At 44.9% G+C, this 18,929-nt stretch carries 6 protein-coding genes and 1 pseudogene; 5 read left to right on the forward strand and 2 right to left on the reverse strand.

Going from position 1 to position 18,929, the window contains the following annotated elements:
- Positions 1-27 precede the first annotated feature (27 nt).
- The 4 genes and pseudogenes from HUW51_RS11965 to HUW51_RS11980 all read left to right on the forward strand — a co-directional run.
- Positions 28-198, forward strand: a pseudogene (locus HUW51_RS11965) (phosphoheptose isomerase); the annotation flags it as partial.
- Between the two features lie 169 nt (positions 199-367).
- Positions 368-2,179 (forward strand): tetratricopeptide repeat-containing sensor histidine kinase, encoded by a 1,812-nt coding sequence (locus HUW51_RS11970; RefSeq protein ID WP_185274253.1) that lies wholly within the window; start codon positions 368-370, stop codon positions 2,177-2,179.
- 5 nt (positions 2,180-2,184) lie between these two features.
- Positions 2,185-2,970, forward strand: coding sequence for a response regulator (locus tag HUW51_RS11975; RefSeq protein WP_185274254.1), 786 nt, complete (start codon positions 2,185-2,187; stop codon positions 2,968-2,970).
- Positions 2,971-3,199: 229 nt separating this feature from the next.
- On the forward strand, positions 3,200-12,550 hold the full coding sequence (locus HUW51_RS11980; RefSeq protein ID WP_185274255.1) for a LamG-like jellyroll fold domain-containing protein: 9,351 nt from the start codon (positions 3,200-3,202) through the stop codon (positions 12,548-12,550).
- Between the two features lie 963 nt (positions 12,551-13,513).
- On the opposite strand, the gene HUW51_RS11985 is transcribed toward HUW51_RS11980, so the two are convergent.
- A complete protein-coding gene (locus tag HUW51_RS11985) occupies positions 13,514-14,164 on the reverse strand; it encodes a response regulator (RefSeq protein WP_185274256.1) in 651 nt (216 codons plus the stop codon).
- Positions 14,157-15,632 (reverse strand): ATP-binding protein, encoded by a 1,476-nt coding sequence (locus HUW51_RS11990; protein WP_185274257.1) that lies wholly within the window; start codon positions 15,630-15,632, stop codon positions 14,157-14,159. Before HUW51_RS11990 ends, HUW51_RS11985 begins: the two co-directional genes overlap by 8 nt.
- 765 nt (positions 15,633-16,397) lie before the next feature.
- On the opposite strand from HUW51_RS11990, the gene nirB reads away from it, so the two are divergent.
- Positions 16,398-18,908 (forward strand): nitrite reductase large subunit NirB, encoded by a 2,511-nt coding sequence (nirB, locus tag HUW51_RS11995; RefSeq protein ID WP_185274258.1) that lies wholly within the window; start codon positions 16,398-16,400, stop codon positions 18,906-18,908.
- Positions 18,909-18,929 lie beyond the last annotated feature (21 nt).

The raw sequence follows: 18,929 nt of genomic DNA on the forward strand, positions 1-18,929 counted from the left end.
TAATCAAGCTCGAGCGTAAATTATAAAAATTTGAAAATTTCGAAGAAACTCAGTTCAAAAATTCTAGTAGTAGCGCCGCAAACCCGTCTCTCATGGCAGTGCCATTTTCGGCTGGCTGAAATCTGGCAACACACGGATGCAAGCAATCCGTCGGACGAAGAATACATTGTGCGGGTACAAGATGATTTTGGCCGGTAAGATTGAATGAAATTTTAATTTTTTTAAATTTTAAATTTTAGAGAAATGGTAACTTTCCTAAAAGCGAAGGCTATTATTTCTTTTTTATCTAAAATTAAGAATTTAGGCTTTTTTCTTTGCAGATCAATACGCTAAATGCTGTATATTCCCGGAGTATAATCCATTCATTTTGAATAGTATAATATTACTGTGTTTTCTGTTGGCCGGGCTTTGCTTTTTGCCGGCTTGTACCCAAACGCGTTCCACTCAGCTCAAAGTAAATGCAGCTCATCCGGATAAGATTAAAAAATTATACGATTTAGGGTACCAAAACATGCGGAGTATGGATACGGTTGGAGCCCTGGCCGATTCCTTGCTGCATTTGGGTAAAACCAGCATTGATGCCCGCTTAAAAGGAAAAATTTTAAAAGCAAAGTATTATTGGCTTACGGGTAATTACCAAAGTGCCATGCATACGGTACTACAGGCTTTAGAACTGGCGCAGCAATCGCAGTTGAACCCGGAGTTGCCGGTAATTTATTCTATTATTGGTAATCTTTACAAAGAAAAAAAGAACTACCCCAAAGCTCTGGAATCTGCTACCAAAGGCTTAGAAGCGGCGCGAACGCTAAAAGATACTGCCAATATTATTTTTCATATCCGGCTAAAAGCGCTGTTTACCCGAAGCTACGGCACCGAGCTTAAAGACTCCACTTTAATAAACCAGGGATTTAAAATTTATTTAAACGGACTTACCTTAGCGGAGAGTTCGCCTACCTTCGAAAAAGACCGGATCGCTTATTATAACAACATTGCTCAGATTTACCTTACCGATAGAAAAGATTACCAGCGGGCAATTTATTACGCCCAAAAGGCCTTGGCTATTGCCACTAAATACAAACAGTTTACTTCTTTAACTTATTCCTACAATTGGTTGGGCGAATCTTATTTTAAACTGGGGCAACAAGAGCAGGGTTTGCAATATTTGCAACAAGCTTTGCAGTTTGCCCAACAAATTAAACTTCCTTACCGGGAAATGGAGATTTATCAGGTAATAGCCCGTTGTAATCAGCAAAGGGGTAATTACCAGCAAGCCTTCGCTTACTTTACCCGCTACGATTTACTGCGCGATTCCTTGGCTTTGCTGGAAAACTTACGGCTGATGAATGAACTGGAAGTACAATACGAGGCGGGTAGAAAAGATCAGGAAATTAACGTTCTTACTCAAAAGAGTAAAACCCGTGCTATGCAGATGTATGCCACTCTCGGTATTATGGGAGTTCTGGTAATATCCGGGGTGATTTTTGGCTTGCAATTCCGGACCATCCGGCGGAAAAACAGCTTACTGAATTCTCAAAACGAGCAAATAAACGAGCAAGCCGAAAAGCTGAAATTGCTCATGAAAGAACTGCACCACCGGGTTAAAAACAATCTGCAAATTGTATCGAGTCTGTTGAGTTTGCAATCGAACCGCTTGCAGGATGAAGACGCCCGAAAAGCTGTGAAAGTAGGCCGACAGCGCATTGAAGCCATGTCGTTAATTCACCGGAGTTTGTATCAGCAAGACCAGCCCAACCTAGTAAATATGCCGGAATACATTACCGATTTGGTAGAAAGTTTGATGGAAAGCTTCGGGGTAGATAAAAACCAATTAACGCTGGATTTACACGTTAGCGTGACGGAACTAGATGTAGATAAAGCTTTGCCTCTGGGTTTGATAATAAACGAGTGGGTTACCAATGCTTTTAAATACGCCTATCAATACGTTCCAGAGCCTCGGTTAAGCATCAGCCTGCACGATAGCAATGGGTTACAATTACACATCCAGGATAACGGGCCCGGGTTGCCGGCAGCCATCTGGGAAAAACCGCAAACGTCCTTCGGTTTAAAATTAGTAAAAGTGCTCAGCAAACAGTTAAACGGTAACTGCTCGGTTGAAAACCACCACGGTACTACCTTTACCCTGCACATCCCGGAGAAAATTTTAAAAAAAGCAAGCTAAACTCTATGGCGGATAACAATGTGCGCATCTTAATTGTGGAAGACGAAGGCATTCTGGCTTTAGGTCTGGAAGATACCTTGCTGCAAGATGGGTACGAAGTTGTGGGAATAGCCGATAATGGCCCAGAAGCGATTAGCTTATTAAAAGAAAATCCGGTGGACTTGGTTTTGCTGGATATTCACATAAAAGGCGATTGGGACGGCATTGAAACAGCCCGGCACATTCGCGAACTAAAAGATATTCCTTTTATTTACCTTACTGCCTTTGCCGACGAAGCTACCGTTAACCGGGCCAAAGACACTTTTCCGGCCGCTTATCTTACCAAACCATACCAGCAAACCAACCTGCGTATTGCCATCGAAATGGCTTTGCACCAGTTTGCCTTCCGTAAATCAATCGCTGAAGCTAAAGTAATTCCGTTGAACAAGCCGGTTGAAAAAGAAAAAAATGCCCCTTCCTCCGAAACCATTCTGGCCATTAACGACGCCATTTTTGTAAAACAAAACTACCGGTTTTTAAAAATTACGTTAACCGATATCTTGCTGTTAGAGGCCGACAGTAATTTTACCTACATCTATACCCAGGATAATAAGTTTGTTTTGCGCAACGGCTTGCAGCACGTACTCGAAAAAATAAATTTACCGCAATTAGTGCGAATACACCGGTCTTATGCCGTTAACCTGCAACACCTGGAAACTTTTAACGATAGCTTCGTGGTAATCGGCAAGCACGAGGTTCCTTTGGGCCGCAACTACAAAGAGGAATTTTTTAAAAATTTCAACTTTTTGTAAGCTTCCGTTTACATACAACCTTTATTTGTTCGCATACAAACCATTGTAGTTAGCATACTATTTTTCCTACCCCCTTCTTTCATTTCCTACATTCAGGCTATTAGTTCAAGCAAGACTGGCCGAAGCCATTTATGAACCAGCCAAAAGCGCCCAAGTTCCGGTACCCGCATCCGTGCGGGGGAGATTTTTCTATGTTATTTACCTTTATTTTACTACTAACTCATTGGTCATGAAACACTTTTACAAACGTTTTTTAGGCTTATTCTTCCTGTTTTTTCTGGGGATAGGCAGCACCTCAGTTTTTGCCCACAATTTTTTATATGAGATTGGTTACGACCAGAAGTCGGGTCGTATTTTTTTTACCGTATCGGTGGATGAACGCGATTGCGGTACTTGCAAGAATGATAAGCTGAAAGACCTGGACATTACCGTTACCCTCAACGGAGTTACCCACACCCTGCTGGATAATGCTTCCTATGGCAACCGTAACGGTACTTATAAAAATGTGTTACTGGTTAATAATGGATCCGGCTGGGGGGATACTTACGACCGGCAAGGTTACTATTTTAATATTCCCAGTGACTGGATTGGTAAATCGCTAACTTTCAGAACCCATTACGATTGGGGCGATAATGACGATAAGCAAGGGGATAAAGTAAATGATTTTCAGATTGCGGGTTTACAAGGCAAACCCACGATTACGGCATTCCCGACCGGCGAACAAAATCAGGTAAAGCTTACCTGGGAAAAGCCGGGTGCGAACGGCTACGCTCCCGAAAGAATCCGGTATTATATTTACCAGAACGATCAATTGATTGCGGGCCTGGACTACAATACCACCAGTTACATCGACCCCAATACCGTGTACGGGTACCGCTACAATTACCGGATAGTAGCCCGGGTAAATCTAACCCGCGAATTTTTAGTAAACAACCCCAATTACTTTGATACCGGGAGCGCCAATGTAGTAGCCTGGAAAAACAGTAAACTGGTTCTAACGCCTACTTTTGTTCCGTGTGCCACCGGCATTACCCTAACTTGGCCCAGACCTAATTTAGACGGCGCTTATTCTTATAAAATATTGCGGAGTGCCCGGCCCGACTTTAGTACAATCACAAATACTTTTGATGTTAACGGCGGACTGAATACGCTTACTTATTTCGATGATACCAATTTACAACATCAAAAATCACATTACTACAAAATTCAGGTCATCCGGCCGGATAAGCAGGTTGCTACGGAGCTAACTTCGGAAGTGGCCAGTATTACTCCAGACTTAAGTCCGGCCGCCCCGCAAATTAGTTTAGCCGACTACGGTACTTATTTTAAAATTATCTGGTCGGGTTATTCTTGTGCTAGTGTTACCAACTTCAAACTTATCCGCAAGGTTATACAAGCGGGTAAGATCATTGAGAACACTACTACTAACCTGGATCCAAAGCCTGGCGCCTGGGCAGATGAAAAGTTACAAGCCTGTAATACCTACGAGTACCAGCTGGTAGCCGTGAACCAGTACGCCGAAGTAGCCGGTAACATATTAAGCAAAGCGGTACCCGATCAGATTGCCGATGCCCTGGAATGGGGCACGGACGTAACTGAACGGAACAATCCGCAAAACCCGTTTTACAACCACGATTATAAATTTAAAGCTTCGAAAGGGTTTTTTACCAGTTACATTCAGCTGCAGTGGGATGCCAAATACAAAAGCCGCATCGAGAGTTATGAAATTTACCGGAAAATTGCCGGTACTAACAATACCCGGGAATTGGTGCATGTAGCCGAAGGTGGCAGTTCTACGCAGTGGCTCGACGAGTTTGCCGAAGCCAACACCATGTATGAATATACCATTGAAGGAGTAGCCACTTGTAACGGGCAACCTATTAAAAGCCGCGAAGCCAAAGCTTTGGGTTTTCGGGCGCCTTTTGGTACTGTAAGTGGCCGCATCTTTTTTGAAGGCGGGCAAGTAGTAGAAAAAGTGCAGGTGCGGGCCCGCAACACCGATGGGGCCGCCGGCAAAGCGCTTGCTTTTACTAATAACACGGCCGCATTTGATATCAAAGCTTCCCGCATATTCTGGCCCAGCCAGGAAGGTTGGGCTTTAGAAACCTGGTTACGACCAACGGATATAGCTACTAACTACGTACTCTACGACCATTTGGAAAATGGCCAGGGATTGCAAATAAGCTACGAGAATGGCCGCTACATATTAAGTGCCGGAGCGGAGCAGGTAAGTATACAACCGGGTGATTTTTTAAAAAATAATGAATTTCACCACTTGTCGGTTAGCTTGAATACCGTTTCGCGGCAAGTACAATGGGTAGTAAACGATTCGGTATTTACTCCGCAACAACTCACCAATGCTTTTCAACCGAACACTAATGCCGATCTGTCTTTGGTTTTTGGTAACAGCCGGGCCTACAACCAAGGATTTCAGGGTGTAATAGACGAGATAAGAATCTGGAATAAACCCCGCACTGCGGCGCAGTTAGTGCAGGATTACAGCCGGTTTTTAGATGGCAGCGAACCTGGTTTAATTGCTTACTGGAAGCTAAACGAAGGTTTCAGTGATTATGCTTTTGATGGTTCGCGCGTAGACCGGAAATACAACGAAAACCACGCAAAATTAAAAGGCAGCTTCGAGTGGACTACCACCATTCCTTCCGAGGACCAACTGGCCAACGTGGCCTACACCGATAGCAAAGGCAATTACCGCCTCACCAATATCCAGTTCCGGGGCTCCGGGGAAAGCTTCGAGATAACGCCGCTGCTGGGTGTGCATACTTTTGATCCAAACTCGCTTTTATTATTTATTGGCGAAGGTGCTTTGAGCCACAACGGGAAAGATTTTAAAGATATCTCGTCGTTTATTACGAAAGGCAGCGTTCGGTACCAGGGTACTTCTTTCCCGGTGCAAGGCGTGCAGATGCTCGTGGATGGCAAAACCTTGCTCAATGCCAGCAATGTACCGGTAATGTCGGATGCCAAAGGTGAGTTTGAAGCCCGGGTGCCGATTGGGCAGCACGTATTATCATTTGTGAAGAACGGCCACGTTTTCCAGAATGCGTACTGGCCCGCCGAAAACCAACCGCACGATTTTCAGGAACACTTACGCGGGCAACTCGAAATACTGGATACTACCAAAGTAAAACTAATCGGCCGGGTAGCCGGTGGCCAGGTACAAGGGGATAAACCTTTGGGCATGGGTCTTTCAAAAAACAATTTGGGTACGGCCAAAATTACCTTAGAGCCCGAAAAAGGCGGCGACCTGGATGAATCGCCCACAAATTTTAAAAAAACCATTGATTTAACTACCGATCCGCAAACCGGCGAATACACCGCCTGGATCATACCCGAGCGCTTTATTGTAAAGGAGGTAAAAACCAACAATACCCTTACCGACGGTTCGCGCTATAATTTCGGGGAGCAACCTATTCTGGATTTAAGTTTACCTGTTTCGGATTTACGTTGGGAGTACCAACTGGATAATAATGGCAAGAAAGCAGATTCGGCCAGTTACCACTTCAGCAAAAAGTTTGTGCTGCACAATCAAACCAAGTGGTCCATTAACAATAACGAGCTCATCGGGGAGGAGAAAATTAAACTCAGCAACAGCGGTCCGGAGATCGACCTTTCGAGTAAACCCTTCGGTGCGCCGGTATTTTACATGAACGCCCAGTACGAGTTTCCATTGCGGTTTTTTGAAGAATACGAAAATGCCGACGATCACGAAAAAGAACTGGTGCCGGTAACCAACGCTAAAATAAAACTAGTTAATAATTGGAAGCAAGGAAACCCCGACGAAGAACTGATTCTGAATAATCCGCAGGGTGTTTTCAATTATAAATTCCGGGCCGGCAGCCCTAATTTAAGTGGCACCTACACCTATAACTTTTCGGCGGCCATAAAAATTGGAGACCAATCTTACGCCGATTTAGGTACGCTTCCCGGTTATATTTTGGGGCAGATTACGTCGGGTTCTGGTTTTGTTACCAAAGGCCCCGATGTGGTAGAATTTATTCTGCGTGATCCACCGGGAACGAACAGCTACGCCTACCTGAGCAAAGGCTCTACTACCACCAAAACCATGTCGATCTCGAATGTAGGAGGCAGCACCCAAACCATTAATCCAACCTTTTATCTGGGTACCGAAATTAAAACTTCTGCTGGTTTTGGGGTAGCTTTAATAACCGAAACCGAAATTGAGCATGTACTTTCCAACGAAGATGTAATCACCGAAAAAAGGTCGGAAAATGGGCAGTTAGTGGAAAGTTTACAGGTAACCGAAGGTTGGAAAACCAGCGACGACCCGGAGTTAGTCGGTAGCACCGCCGATTTATTTGTGGGCCGGGCTATGAATTTTATCTTGGGTAAAACCGAAACACTGGAATTATTAGAACTAAAAGCGCCTTTTGATCAGCTTCCGCATTCGGCTCCTTTTACTTACCAGGGCAAAACGTACGCGCTGGTGCGCCGGCAGGGGATGGCCGCCGCGCAGGATAATTACGGCACCCGGTTTATGTATACCCAACAGCATATTCAAAATAATTTAATTCCTACCCTCAAGAATTTCCGGAATAGTTTGTTGCTCCGCGGCGATAACGTGTATGTTTCTAAAATCGCCAAAGGAGATGCCCGGTTTGGTGCCGATAACTACGACCAACAGATATTTGCCAACGCAGCTTTGTCTAAACCCGCCGAAGGTGTAGCCACCCGTGGCGCATATTCTGGCCCCAGTTATAGTTTCAATCCGGCTAAACGCGGCGATCCCGATTCGGTGTACTTGCTTAATCAGCAAATAACGCTTTGGCAAGAAGCCCTGCGAAGCAATGAAGCCAATAAACTGGATGCTAAAACCAAAGGCACCGCCGAAGGTATTACCAATGTTTCCTTCGATGGCGGAGTAACCCAAACCTGGGAGAAAAACTTAAATTCGCTCTGGGGTACCAATACCACCATTGAAGTAACCGCCGACGCTTCGCTGGAATTTATGACGGGTGGTAAGTTTAACGGTTTTGGGGCTACCATTCGGGTAAAGGCCAACTTTTTCAATAATTTTTCCGGCTCCGTTGGCGAATCCACGAACGAGAATTTAACCTTTGGCTACGTTTTATCTGATGGGGATAAAGGAGATTTTTACAGCGTAGATGTGATTGACCCATCAGCCATTAAATTATTAAATGATAAAGGCGACCATGTAGTTTGGGCCGATTATTACAACGTAAAAGAAGAATTTGCCGATCGCAAAGAAGGATACAACAATGGGTTCTTTTCGCCGATGTTTTACACCCGGGGCGGGCAAACCTCCTGCCCGTACGAATGCGACGAAAAAACGCAGTATTACCAACCCGGTAAAATATTAAATGCCGCTACCCTGCGCCGCGAAAAACCCGAAATAAACGTGGAAAACAACATTGTTACGGGGGTGCCCGAAACCAATGCCGCCGTTTTTAAAATTTTGCTGCAAAACAACGGTGACTCCGACGAAGATATCTGGTACGGCGTGCAGGTCGATGAAAATTCTAACCCTAGCGGGGCGGTAATTACCATCGATGGTTCTACTCCCAACCGGGCCTTCCGGGTACCGCACGGCGAAGTAGTAGAAAAAATATTAACCGTGAAAAAAGGACCTGGCGCAATATTTAACTACGAGAACCTGGGCATTGTGCTGCACTCGCTCTGCGAACCCGGTACGGTTTCCGACACCGTAAAAATTTCCGCTTTTTTTGCCCCGGCCTGTACGCCCGTTACCATGCTAGCACCTTTGGATAACTGGCTCGTGAATGTGGATGCGCAAGGTAAAGTGCCCGTGCAACTATCGGGCTATGACGTAAACCTGCGGTCGTTTAAGAGCATCGAGCTGCAATACAAATCCACGGCTTCTAACACCTGGGCTACTATTCATACTTTCTTTAATAAAGAGGCCGATTACAATGCCGCTATTGCGCAAAACAAAGATGCTGCTGTATCTAAAATTGGTGGTAAAACCACCATTAACTTTAGCTGGGATATAACCGATTTACCCGACCGGAATTACGAGTTACGCGCTAAATCTAATTGTACCGATGGTTCGGTGAGTTATACCGAAGTGAAAAAAGGCTTGAAAGACGTGGTGCCGCCGCTGGTATTTGGCGCCCCGCAACCCGCCGACGGTATTTTGTCGCCGAACGACGAAATTATGATTCAGTTTGCCGACCCGGTAGAAGCTGGTTTGATTAACAAAAGCAATATTACCGTACGGGGTGTACTCAATGGCTCGGATCTGGCGCACGGTGCTTTCCTGCATTTTGATGGCAAACAAGGTGATGTGCGCATTCCGGAGGGCTTACAAATCAATAACCGTTCGTTTACCGTGGAGTTCTGGGCGCGGGTAAAATCCAATACCGCCAATGATGACCAGATACTCTTTACCCAAGGTACCGGAACCGAAGCCATCACCATTGGTTTTGATAAAACGGGTAAACTGTTTGCTGGTTGGGGAACCACGCCCCGGGTACTGGCTACTAAAACCTTGCCGGCCAACAGCTGGCAGCATTACGCGGTTTCCTACGATGCCCCGGCCAATAAAGTAAGTCTCTATGGCAACGATCAATTATTAGCCGAGAAAAATCAGGTGGATGTGGTTGCCGGACAGGGCGTAGTTTATATTGGTTCTTCGCCGGTTAACGGCAATGCTTTCCAGGGCGATGTACACGCGCTTCGCGTTTGGGATCAGTATAAAAACCGTGACGAAATATACGCGGCCCAATCCATCCGGTCGAACGGTGGGGAACGCAGCTTAATAGGTTACTGGCCTTTCAACGATTTAAAAGGAACCACAGCTAAAGATCTGGCCCGGGCCTTACACGCCGAGGTAGCCGCCCAATGGGTAACCGAACCCGCTTCAAAAGCCATTTCGCTCAACGGCAATGGTTACGTAAAAGTAAACAGTGGTCATACTCCTATCACGCAAGACGGCGACTTTACCCTGGAATTCTGGTATAAAGCGGGTGCCAATGCTGTTAATACCGCTTTGTTCTCGGCCGCCTTACTCAATACCGATGTAAAATGGTTTTTAGAATTTGATGAACAAGGCGCTATTTTTCTGAAACAAAATAACCTGCTGATTAACGCCGTAGAAAACAATACCCTGGATGGCAAATGGCACCACTTGGCCATGATCGTGGACCGGCGGGGTAACCTATCGTTCTTGCTGGATGGGGCGCTGACCAATTACCGCAAAGCTGATGTTCTGGCACCATTAACCGTTCCGGCCTTGTACTTTGGGGTGCGTTACGATCAGACTTCTACCGCAGGGGGTACGCCCAAAACTACCTTTAGTAATTATTTTAAAGGCCAGCTAGACGAAATCCGTTTCTGGAACTCGGCCCGTACCACCGAACAGATAAACCGTTCATTAACCACGAAACAACCCAACGACCTGGCCGATTTACAAATTTATTACCCATTCGAAGCCTACCAGGACAACAGCGGCGTGATGCTGTCGGTAGACTCGGATAAAGAACAAAGCGGCAAAACCACGGATCAGGCTACTTTTGTAAACGCTACCTACACCAACGAATCGCCGAAAATTGACCGGCCGCAACCCGAGCAAAAAGTAGATTTTAACTACGTTATAAACCAAGATAAATTGCTGATTACTTTAAACGAGCCGCAGGAACTAGTGGAGAAAACGATTCTGGATATAACCGTGCAAGGTGTCATGGATAAAAACAGCAACGTAATGCCCGGGGCTAAAACCTGGTCGGTGTTTGTCGATAAAAACCAGGTAAAATGGGTAGATTCTAACCGTAATTTTGAAAAAGAAGTAAATAAGCCTTTACAGTTCGAAGTGGAGATTACCAACCTGGGCGGTAACCAGGAAAGTTTTCAAATTGATGGTCTGCCGGGTTGGTTAACGGTTAGCCCCGCCAATGGGCCCATCGAGCCCAACAGCCGCAAAACGCTGGTGTTTACCGTGAGCGAAAGCTTAAACATGGGCCGGTATACCGAAGATATTTTGCTCCGGACCAATTTTGGCTACGACGAAAAACTGGCCTTGCACCTGAAAGTATTTACCCCAGCTCCCGAGTGGACCGTAAATCCGCGCAACTTCAGCCAATCCATGAGTATCATTGGACAGGTAAAAATCAACAACCAGTTCTCCATTAACCCCGACGATAAAGTGGCCGCTTTTGTAAATGGGCAATGCCGGGGAGTAGCCCAAATGGAGTACGTACCCGCCTACGACCGTTACTTGTTTTTTATGCAAGTGTACGGACCGGGCGTAGCGAATGAGAAAATAAGCTTCCAGATTTGGAATGCCGATTTGGGCGTCACGCATACCGATGTAATACCGGCTACGTTGGCTTTTCAGGATGGAACGGTGCATGGCTCTACCGCTAACCCGTATCTGCTGACCGCCAATAACACCATTTACCAGGAACTAGACTTAAAAGCGGGCTGGAACTGGATTTCTTTTAACGTGGATGTAAAAAACAAAGATCTTGCTGCCGTGCTGGACCCAACCGTAATTGACCGCAGTTCCGTATTTATGTCGCAGGATTGGGTAGCGGATTATTCGGCGGGGGTATGGTCGCCGGCCGGCAAACGGGTTACCAACGTGGCCAGCTATTTACTGAAAGTAGGAGCAGCGAAGAAGTTACAGGTAAAAGGCAGCATGTTAAACCCAGCGAACGAGATAATTACCCTCAAAAAAGGCTGGAATTGGGTAGGTTACACGCCGCAGGTGAGTATGCCGGTGACCGATGCATTAGCCGGCGTAAACTTAGCCGACGGCGATATTATTAAAAGCCAAACCGATTTTGCCGTGTACGATAAGAATAAAGGTTGGGTAGGTAGTTTAAAAACCCTTAAAAACGGCCAAGGTTACCGCATACAATCATCGCAGAACGCGGATTTAAATTTTGCTTATCCAAAAATGTCCGTGAATTCAGGCAACCGCACGGCAAATGCTGAATCGCCGCTAGCTAAATTAGTAAACCCGGGAGTTTACCCCTATAACATGAATATGGTAGCCGAGATAGCTTCTGACCAAATTGTGGAAGAAACCGGAATTTTGGTCCACAATGCGGCTACCGGCGAAAAAGTTGGTTGGGGTACGGGTTACCTGGTAGAAGACAAAGTTTTATTTTTCATTACTATGTTCGCTAACCAGGAAAATCAGGCATTGCGTTTTTCTTACCACGACAAGCAGGGTAACTTACTGGTGAACCTGAAAGAAACCTTACTCTTCCAGAGCGAGCAGCTTACCGGTAGTATTCTGAAACCTTTCCGGTTTACTACCAACGGCACCTGGGAGAAACCGGCGGAGAAAGTTGCCCAAGCAGCCCGGGTGTTTCCTAATCCGTTTACCGAAACATTTACGGTAGAATGGCAAAACAATCCGACCGAAACGGTTACCCTGGAGCTGTATGATTTAGCAGGCCGGCAAGTAAAACGACTCTGGAGCGGCCAGATAACTACGGAACAAGGTTCCTATACTTGTCCGCCGCAACAGCAAGCATCCTTAAGGGCCGGCGTTTATTTACTGCGGATTACCCAAGGAACGAAGCAGGAAATTGTTCGGGTAATTAAAAACTAGCCTTTTGGTTTACCCCGCTTAACTAACGGAGTAACCTTGATTTTTTAAAATTTTTAAGAATTTACAACCGAAAAGCAGAAGTAAAGCCACTAAATAACACCACCTAACTAAATCCGGTATCAACACCAACCAACCATTAGCTTTAGCCAGGTGAGCTCCTGGTTAAAGCTGATACCGGTAAAAAAATTTAAAAAAATATTTACCAAGGTATTATATTAAAAAGCTAAAGGAGTTTTCCATAGCAGGTCCAGGTTACTGTAGTTCTTTGGAGCCTTTTCAAGCCTCCAGGCGTTGGTGCTATCTTGTTTGAACAGGCTGAGTTTGCCTCCTGGCCGGCGGGCCCCGTTTGGCTCTTCCGGGCTGGTCTAAGCTCGTTTTGTTCGTACCTCACAATGCCTCGTTCCTCGGCACCACAACCTTAGAAGGCCCTCCACAGCCAAACTAGTGTCAGTTGCTCTTAGCTTCGGCTTTTCTGGCTCATTCCGAATGAATGAAGGATTGTAACTTTAAACTTATTGACTGCAACCAATAGATTTTTTAAAATTAATTTCCTAGTTTGTTTGCCTTTTTAACTAACTTAATAGAAGATAGCTCAAACAATTAGTACTACTCTAAATAAGTTGAGTCGGTAGCTAAAAGTAAATGACATCAGTTTGGCTGTAGAGCACCTGCTAGGGTTCCGGTGTGGCGCAGCCACATTCCGCAGTGCAACGAGGAAAGGAAGACTAGCGAGTGCGGAAGAGCCAAACGGGGCCCGCCGGCCAGGAGGCAAACTCAGCCTTACCTAATTAGATAGCACTTGAGCATGGAGACTTGAAAAGGCTCCATAGATCAGCCATTTACTTTCTAAATAAACCTTCTTTTTCTCTTTAGGGAATATACTATTTATTAGGTGATATTTATTATTAACAAAAAGTATGATCCATACGACCTTAACCTGGCAGTTACAAGATTCTCTTTAAATCAGACTAATTTCTCGTCCAAAGCTTTTCTTACCAATTCCACCGCATTTTTTACTTTCAGACGTTTCATCATGCTGGCGCGGTGGTTATCTACGGTGCGCACGCTTAAATTTAATTTTTCAGCAATTTCGCGACTGTTCGAACCTTCCACAATAAAGGTGAGAACGGCTTTTTCCTGTTTCGATAATTTCTTCTTGGGCGCGGCTGCCAGTTCCGGTTCTTTTACTTTTTGCAGGTAAGATTCTACAATCACATTCGAAACCGAAGGACTAAAATACTTTTCCCCGGCAGCTACACTCCGGATGGCTCGTAACATTTCTTCACGGGTATTATCTTTTAGTAAATAGCCAAATGCCCCGGCTTCTACCGATTTTAAAATGTAATCTTCGTCGTGGTGCATGGATAGTACCAGGCAACGGGTATTGGGGTGTAGTTTGCTAATCTGGGCGGTAGCTTCAATGCCAGTCATTACGGGCATGGCAATATCAATGAGCAGCACATCCGGAGCTAACTCTTTTACTTTAGTCAGGGCTTCGGCTCCATTCTGGGCCTCACCTACAATTTCTAAATCGGTGGAGTTCTCCAGCATCGAACGAATACCGTTCCGGACTAGGGTATGATCATCGGCAAGTAATACTTTTATTTTAGTCATGGTCAAGGGCCAGGTAAGGTACTTTTACGTGTATTTGGGTGCCTTCCCCTGGTTTAGAATTAATATTTATAAGGCCGTTTAGTAAAAAAACGCGTTCTTTCATGTTGCTGATACCGTGAGCCAGACCCGTTTTGCCCGAGGGAACCGAAAGAGCATCTGGGGCAAAGCCTTGCCCGTTATCCGCAATATGCAGGTGAATATATTTCTTTTTAGCCTGAAGATCAACGGTTATGTGCTTGGCCTGGGCGTATTTTACCGCATTATGTAATGCTTCCTGACTAATCCGGTAAAGACCAATTTCAATATTTTTCGCCAGCCTTTTTCCGTTCCAGTTGGTATTAAAAGAAACATTTATGTTGGAGCCGGAAGCGAGTTGATTGCTTAATAGTTTAAGAGCAGAAGCCAAACCGAAATCACTTAACACGGCGGGCATCAGGTTAAAAGAAATGGTTCGGGCTTCGGTAATGGTTTGGCTTACCAAATGGCGCAGCTCCGTAAAATTCTTTTGGGCCGTCTCGGTTCCATCCATCGAGTCGCTGATCTTTTCAATCCCGTATTTTAAAGCCGTGAGCATTTGGCCCAAACCATCGTGAATTTCCCGGGCTACGCGTTTGCGTTCTTCTTCCTGCCCTTCCAGGAGGTAAGTCGAGCGAAGCTTTTGCTCATTTATTTCCCGTTGGTATTTTTGATTGGTGGCTTCCAGTAAAGCTTCTTTCGTTTCGGCCAGCGATTTATTCGTCCGGATTAATTCTTCGTTGGCCAGTTGGGTTTGCTGCTTGGCCTCCAAGAGTAATTTAATGGTGCTTTTAATTTGCGTTACCGCCGGCCGGAAAACAAACAAAGCTTCCAGTAGTAACACGCCTAAGGTAAAAAACAAGACAATGTTCTCCATCCGCTGGGAGTTATTTACCCGCTCGCTGGCTTCAGCATCGTACTGAAACACAATCTGGTCCATGGCCTGCAAATAAGACCGCTCGTTTTCTAATACCTGATTTACCCAGCGTTGCACCTCCGCGGAAGCAATAGTACTCGTTCGTTTATTTTGATAATAGTTATTGATAGCTCGGGCATTGGTGTATACATTTTGAAAAAGCGGTTCTATTTGGGAAAACTTGTTTCGGATAGTAGCGCTGTTATTTACCGGCGTTTGCAGATAAGTTAAATAGCCGTTTTTCAACCCATCATGACTTTTTTTCCAGAGGTCTAAAGCTTCTTTTAAATCCGCTACATATATAGGAGTGGCCGCCTGGTTTTTTTGATGGTACAGCAATACCACCGTTTTACAAATTTTCTGACTTAACATCCGCTGCCTGCCGGCAATGTTTATGATCCGGGAATCGGTAAGCTGGCGCCGTAATGAACGTTGTACTAATAACTGCCCAATTAATAAAAGTATGGCTACAGCCGTTAGCGCCAATAAATAGAGGCGGGTAATTTTTTTGTAGATGCTGGCATCCGTTGAACTCATACTTTTAATATTATTGGTAATAGATTCACGCCATTTTCGCAGGATTTTAAATAAAAGAGGCCGCCGATTTAATTACTCTTTAACCAAATGCTTTTGTGTATCAGAAGCAAATGGATTCTCCTGTATATTTTAATCTTAGTAATGAATTGAGTAATTCTACTTAATTTACTGCCGGGTGCTTCTCTTGCTTAAACTATGCGGCACCGTACCATCTAAACGTAAACTCTTCTTCCTAGAAATCTTCATCGGAAAATGATCCTTAGTAATTAGCTGACTCTATTCTATTTAGAGCTATTTACCCTTGATTGTTAATCTTTCATCTAATAAAACCACGCTAATTTAGATTTTAGCTATTAAAATAAAGTCGTTTTTTAAATTTTGTGTGATATTTTGAGCTTTCACCTGGTATTTTAATTGAATTGTGTTTAAAAAATGGGTTCGAAATACAAGAATGCTTCTAATTGATTAAATATTTAAAAATTTGCTCTTTAAAACAGCGTATGTTTTTGTGAAAAAACTAAATTTTTGGTTTATGCCACCAAAAAATAACCAACTAATCAAAAATTAAGTACTTTTACTCAAGTTAAGGTTGATATTTGATGGTATTTACTAGAAAGTAAAAGAATTTAGATAAAGACACCTTAGATTTTAAGTGAAGACAGAATGAAAAAGGTTGAATTTAGAATAAAGACTTAAAAATTGAGCTTATTTTTAAAAGCAGCCTAAATCTAGAAAGTAATTAATAGTCACGAAAACATAAAACGTATGAGCAGTTTAGTAGCACAGCCCCAACGTATAGTAGTAATAGGAAATGGTATGGTTGGTTATAAGTTTTGTGAAAAGCTTGTAGCTAAAGCCCAACCCAGTGCTTTCCAAATTATTGTTTTCGGCGAAGAACCTCGCCCCGCTTACGACCGCGTTCACCTGAGTGCTTATTTTTCCGGTACAACCGCCGAAGAACTAACCATGGCGCCGGTAGAATGGTATGCGCAGAATAATATTAATCTGCATTTAGGCGAATTAGTTACCAGTGTAAATGCCGCTACCCGAACTATTACCACTCATAAAGGAGAATCCATTAGCTACGATAAACTAATATTAGCTACCGGCTCCAGCGCTTTTGTGCCGCCCATTAACGGCGTGGAAAAAGAAGGCGTTTTCGTGTACCGCACCATCGAAGACCTGGATGCTATGTTGGAATATGCGCCTAAGGCTAAAACTGCTGCTGTTATTGGCGGAGGTTTATTGGGCTTAGAAGCAGCCAAAGCAGCGGTAGATATGGGCCTGACCACTCATGTAATTGAATTTGCTTCCCGGTTAATGCCGCGGCAATTAGATGAAGCCGGTTCCGAAATGTTGAAGCGAAAACTCGAAAGCCTGGGCATCAGCATTCATTTAAATAAAAGTACTACCGCTATTCTGGGAGGACCGGGGGTAGAGAAAATGCTTTTTGCGGATGGTAGCGAGTTGGATGTAGATATGATTATTGTGTCGGCGGGTATTAAGCCGCGCGACGAGTTAGCTATTAAAGCCGGTTTAGCCGTAGGGCCTCGGGGTGGTATTATGGTGAATGATGCCTTACAGACGTCGGATGCTAATATTTACGCTATCGGCGAAAGTGCTTTACACGGTGGCATGATTTACGGTTTGGTAGCGCCCGGTTACGATATGGCCGACACCGTTGTAACTAACTTATTGGGCGGCGAGAAAACCTTCAAAGGTTTCGATATGTCTACCAAACTAAAATTGATTGGCGTAGACGTAGCCAGCTTCGGCGATGCATTTGCCAGTCCGGCCACCAGCCGTTCTATTGTTTTCGAAGACAAAGCCAAAGGTATTTACAAGCGCATTAATATTTCGGAAGACGGCAAACACTTAGTAGGTGGTATTTTGGTAGGTGATGCCGGTAACTACAACATGTTGCTGCAAACCGTACAAAACAAAATTATCCTACCCCAAGACCCCGAAGATTTGATTTTAGGTTCTCGTGGAGGCGCTTCTGAATCGGCTGGTGCGGGTGTAATGAGTTTGCCCGACGAAGCTTTGATTTGCTCTTGCGAAAACGTAAGTAAAGGGGATATCTGTTCGTCTGTAAAAGATGGAACCTGTACGGATGTAGCCGGAATAAAAAAATGCACCAAAGCCGGAACGGGTTGCGGCGGCTGCATTCCGATGGTGAATGATTTACTCAATGCTACCTTAAAGCAGATGGGTAAAGAAGTGAAAAAAGTATTGTGCGAGCACTTTGATTATTCCCGGCAAGAGTTACTGGATCTTGTAAAAGTAAATAATATCCGCAGCTTCGACGAATTACTGCACAGCCACGGTCGCGGTGATGGTTGCGAAATATGCAAACCAGCCGTAGCTTCTATCATGGCCAGCACCTGGAACGAGCTCATTCTAAAACAAGCCACCATCCAGGATACCAACGACCGCTATCTGGCTAATATTCAAAAAGGTGGTACATATTCAGTAGTGCCCCGCATTGCCGGCGGCGAAATTACTCCGGAAAAATTAATTGTCATCGGGCAGGTGGCGGCTAAATATGGCTTGTACACCAAAATTACCGGCGGCCAACGGATTGATATGTTCGGCGCCCGGGTGGATCAGTTGCCCGATATCTGGGAAGAATTAATAAATGCCGGTTTCGAAAGTGGCCACGCTTACGGCAAAAGCTTACGAACCGTAAAAAGCTGCGTGGGTTCTACCTGGTGCCGCTACGGCTTGCACGATTCGGTAGGGTTTGCCATTCAGGTAGAAGAGCGTTACCGAGGCTTGCGTTCGCCGCACAAATTAAAAGGCGGGGTTTCGGGTTGCGTGCGCGAATGTGCCGAAGCGCAATCGAAAGACTTTGGCATTATTGCCACCGAAAAAGGTTGGAATTTGTACATCTGCGGTAACGGCGGCGCTAAACCCCAGCACGCCCAGCTTTTCGCCACCGACCTCGACAGTGAAACCTGCATTAAATACCTCGACCGGTTCCTGATGTTTTACATTAAAACCGCTGAACCCTTAAACCGAACCGCCACCTGGTTAAACAAAATGGAAGGCGGTATGGAGTACCTGCGCCAGGTGATTGTAGAAGATTCTTTAGGTATTTGCGCCGACCTGGATCGTGAGATGCAGTTTATGGTTGATACCTACGCCTGTGAATGGAAAGAAGTAGTGAACAATCCGGAGCTGCGCCAACGCTTCCAGCACTTCATTAACACACCCGAACCTGATCCGTCTATCCGCTTTAAACCCGAACGCGGCCAAAAAGTGCCGGTGGTTTAATGCTTATTAATCAACGATTTA

It is taken from the genome of Adhaeribacter swui, from assembly GCF_014217805.1.
Lineage (GTDB): Bacteria > Bacteroidota > Bacteroidia > Cytophagales > Hymenobacteraceae > Adhaeribacter > Adhaeribacter swui.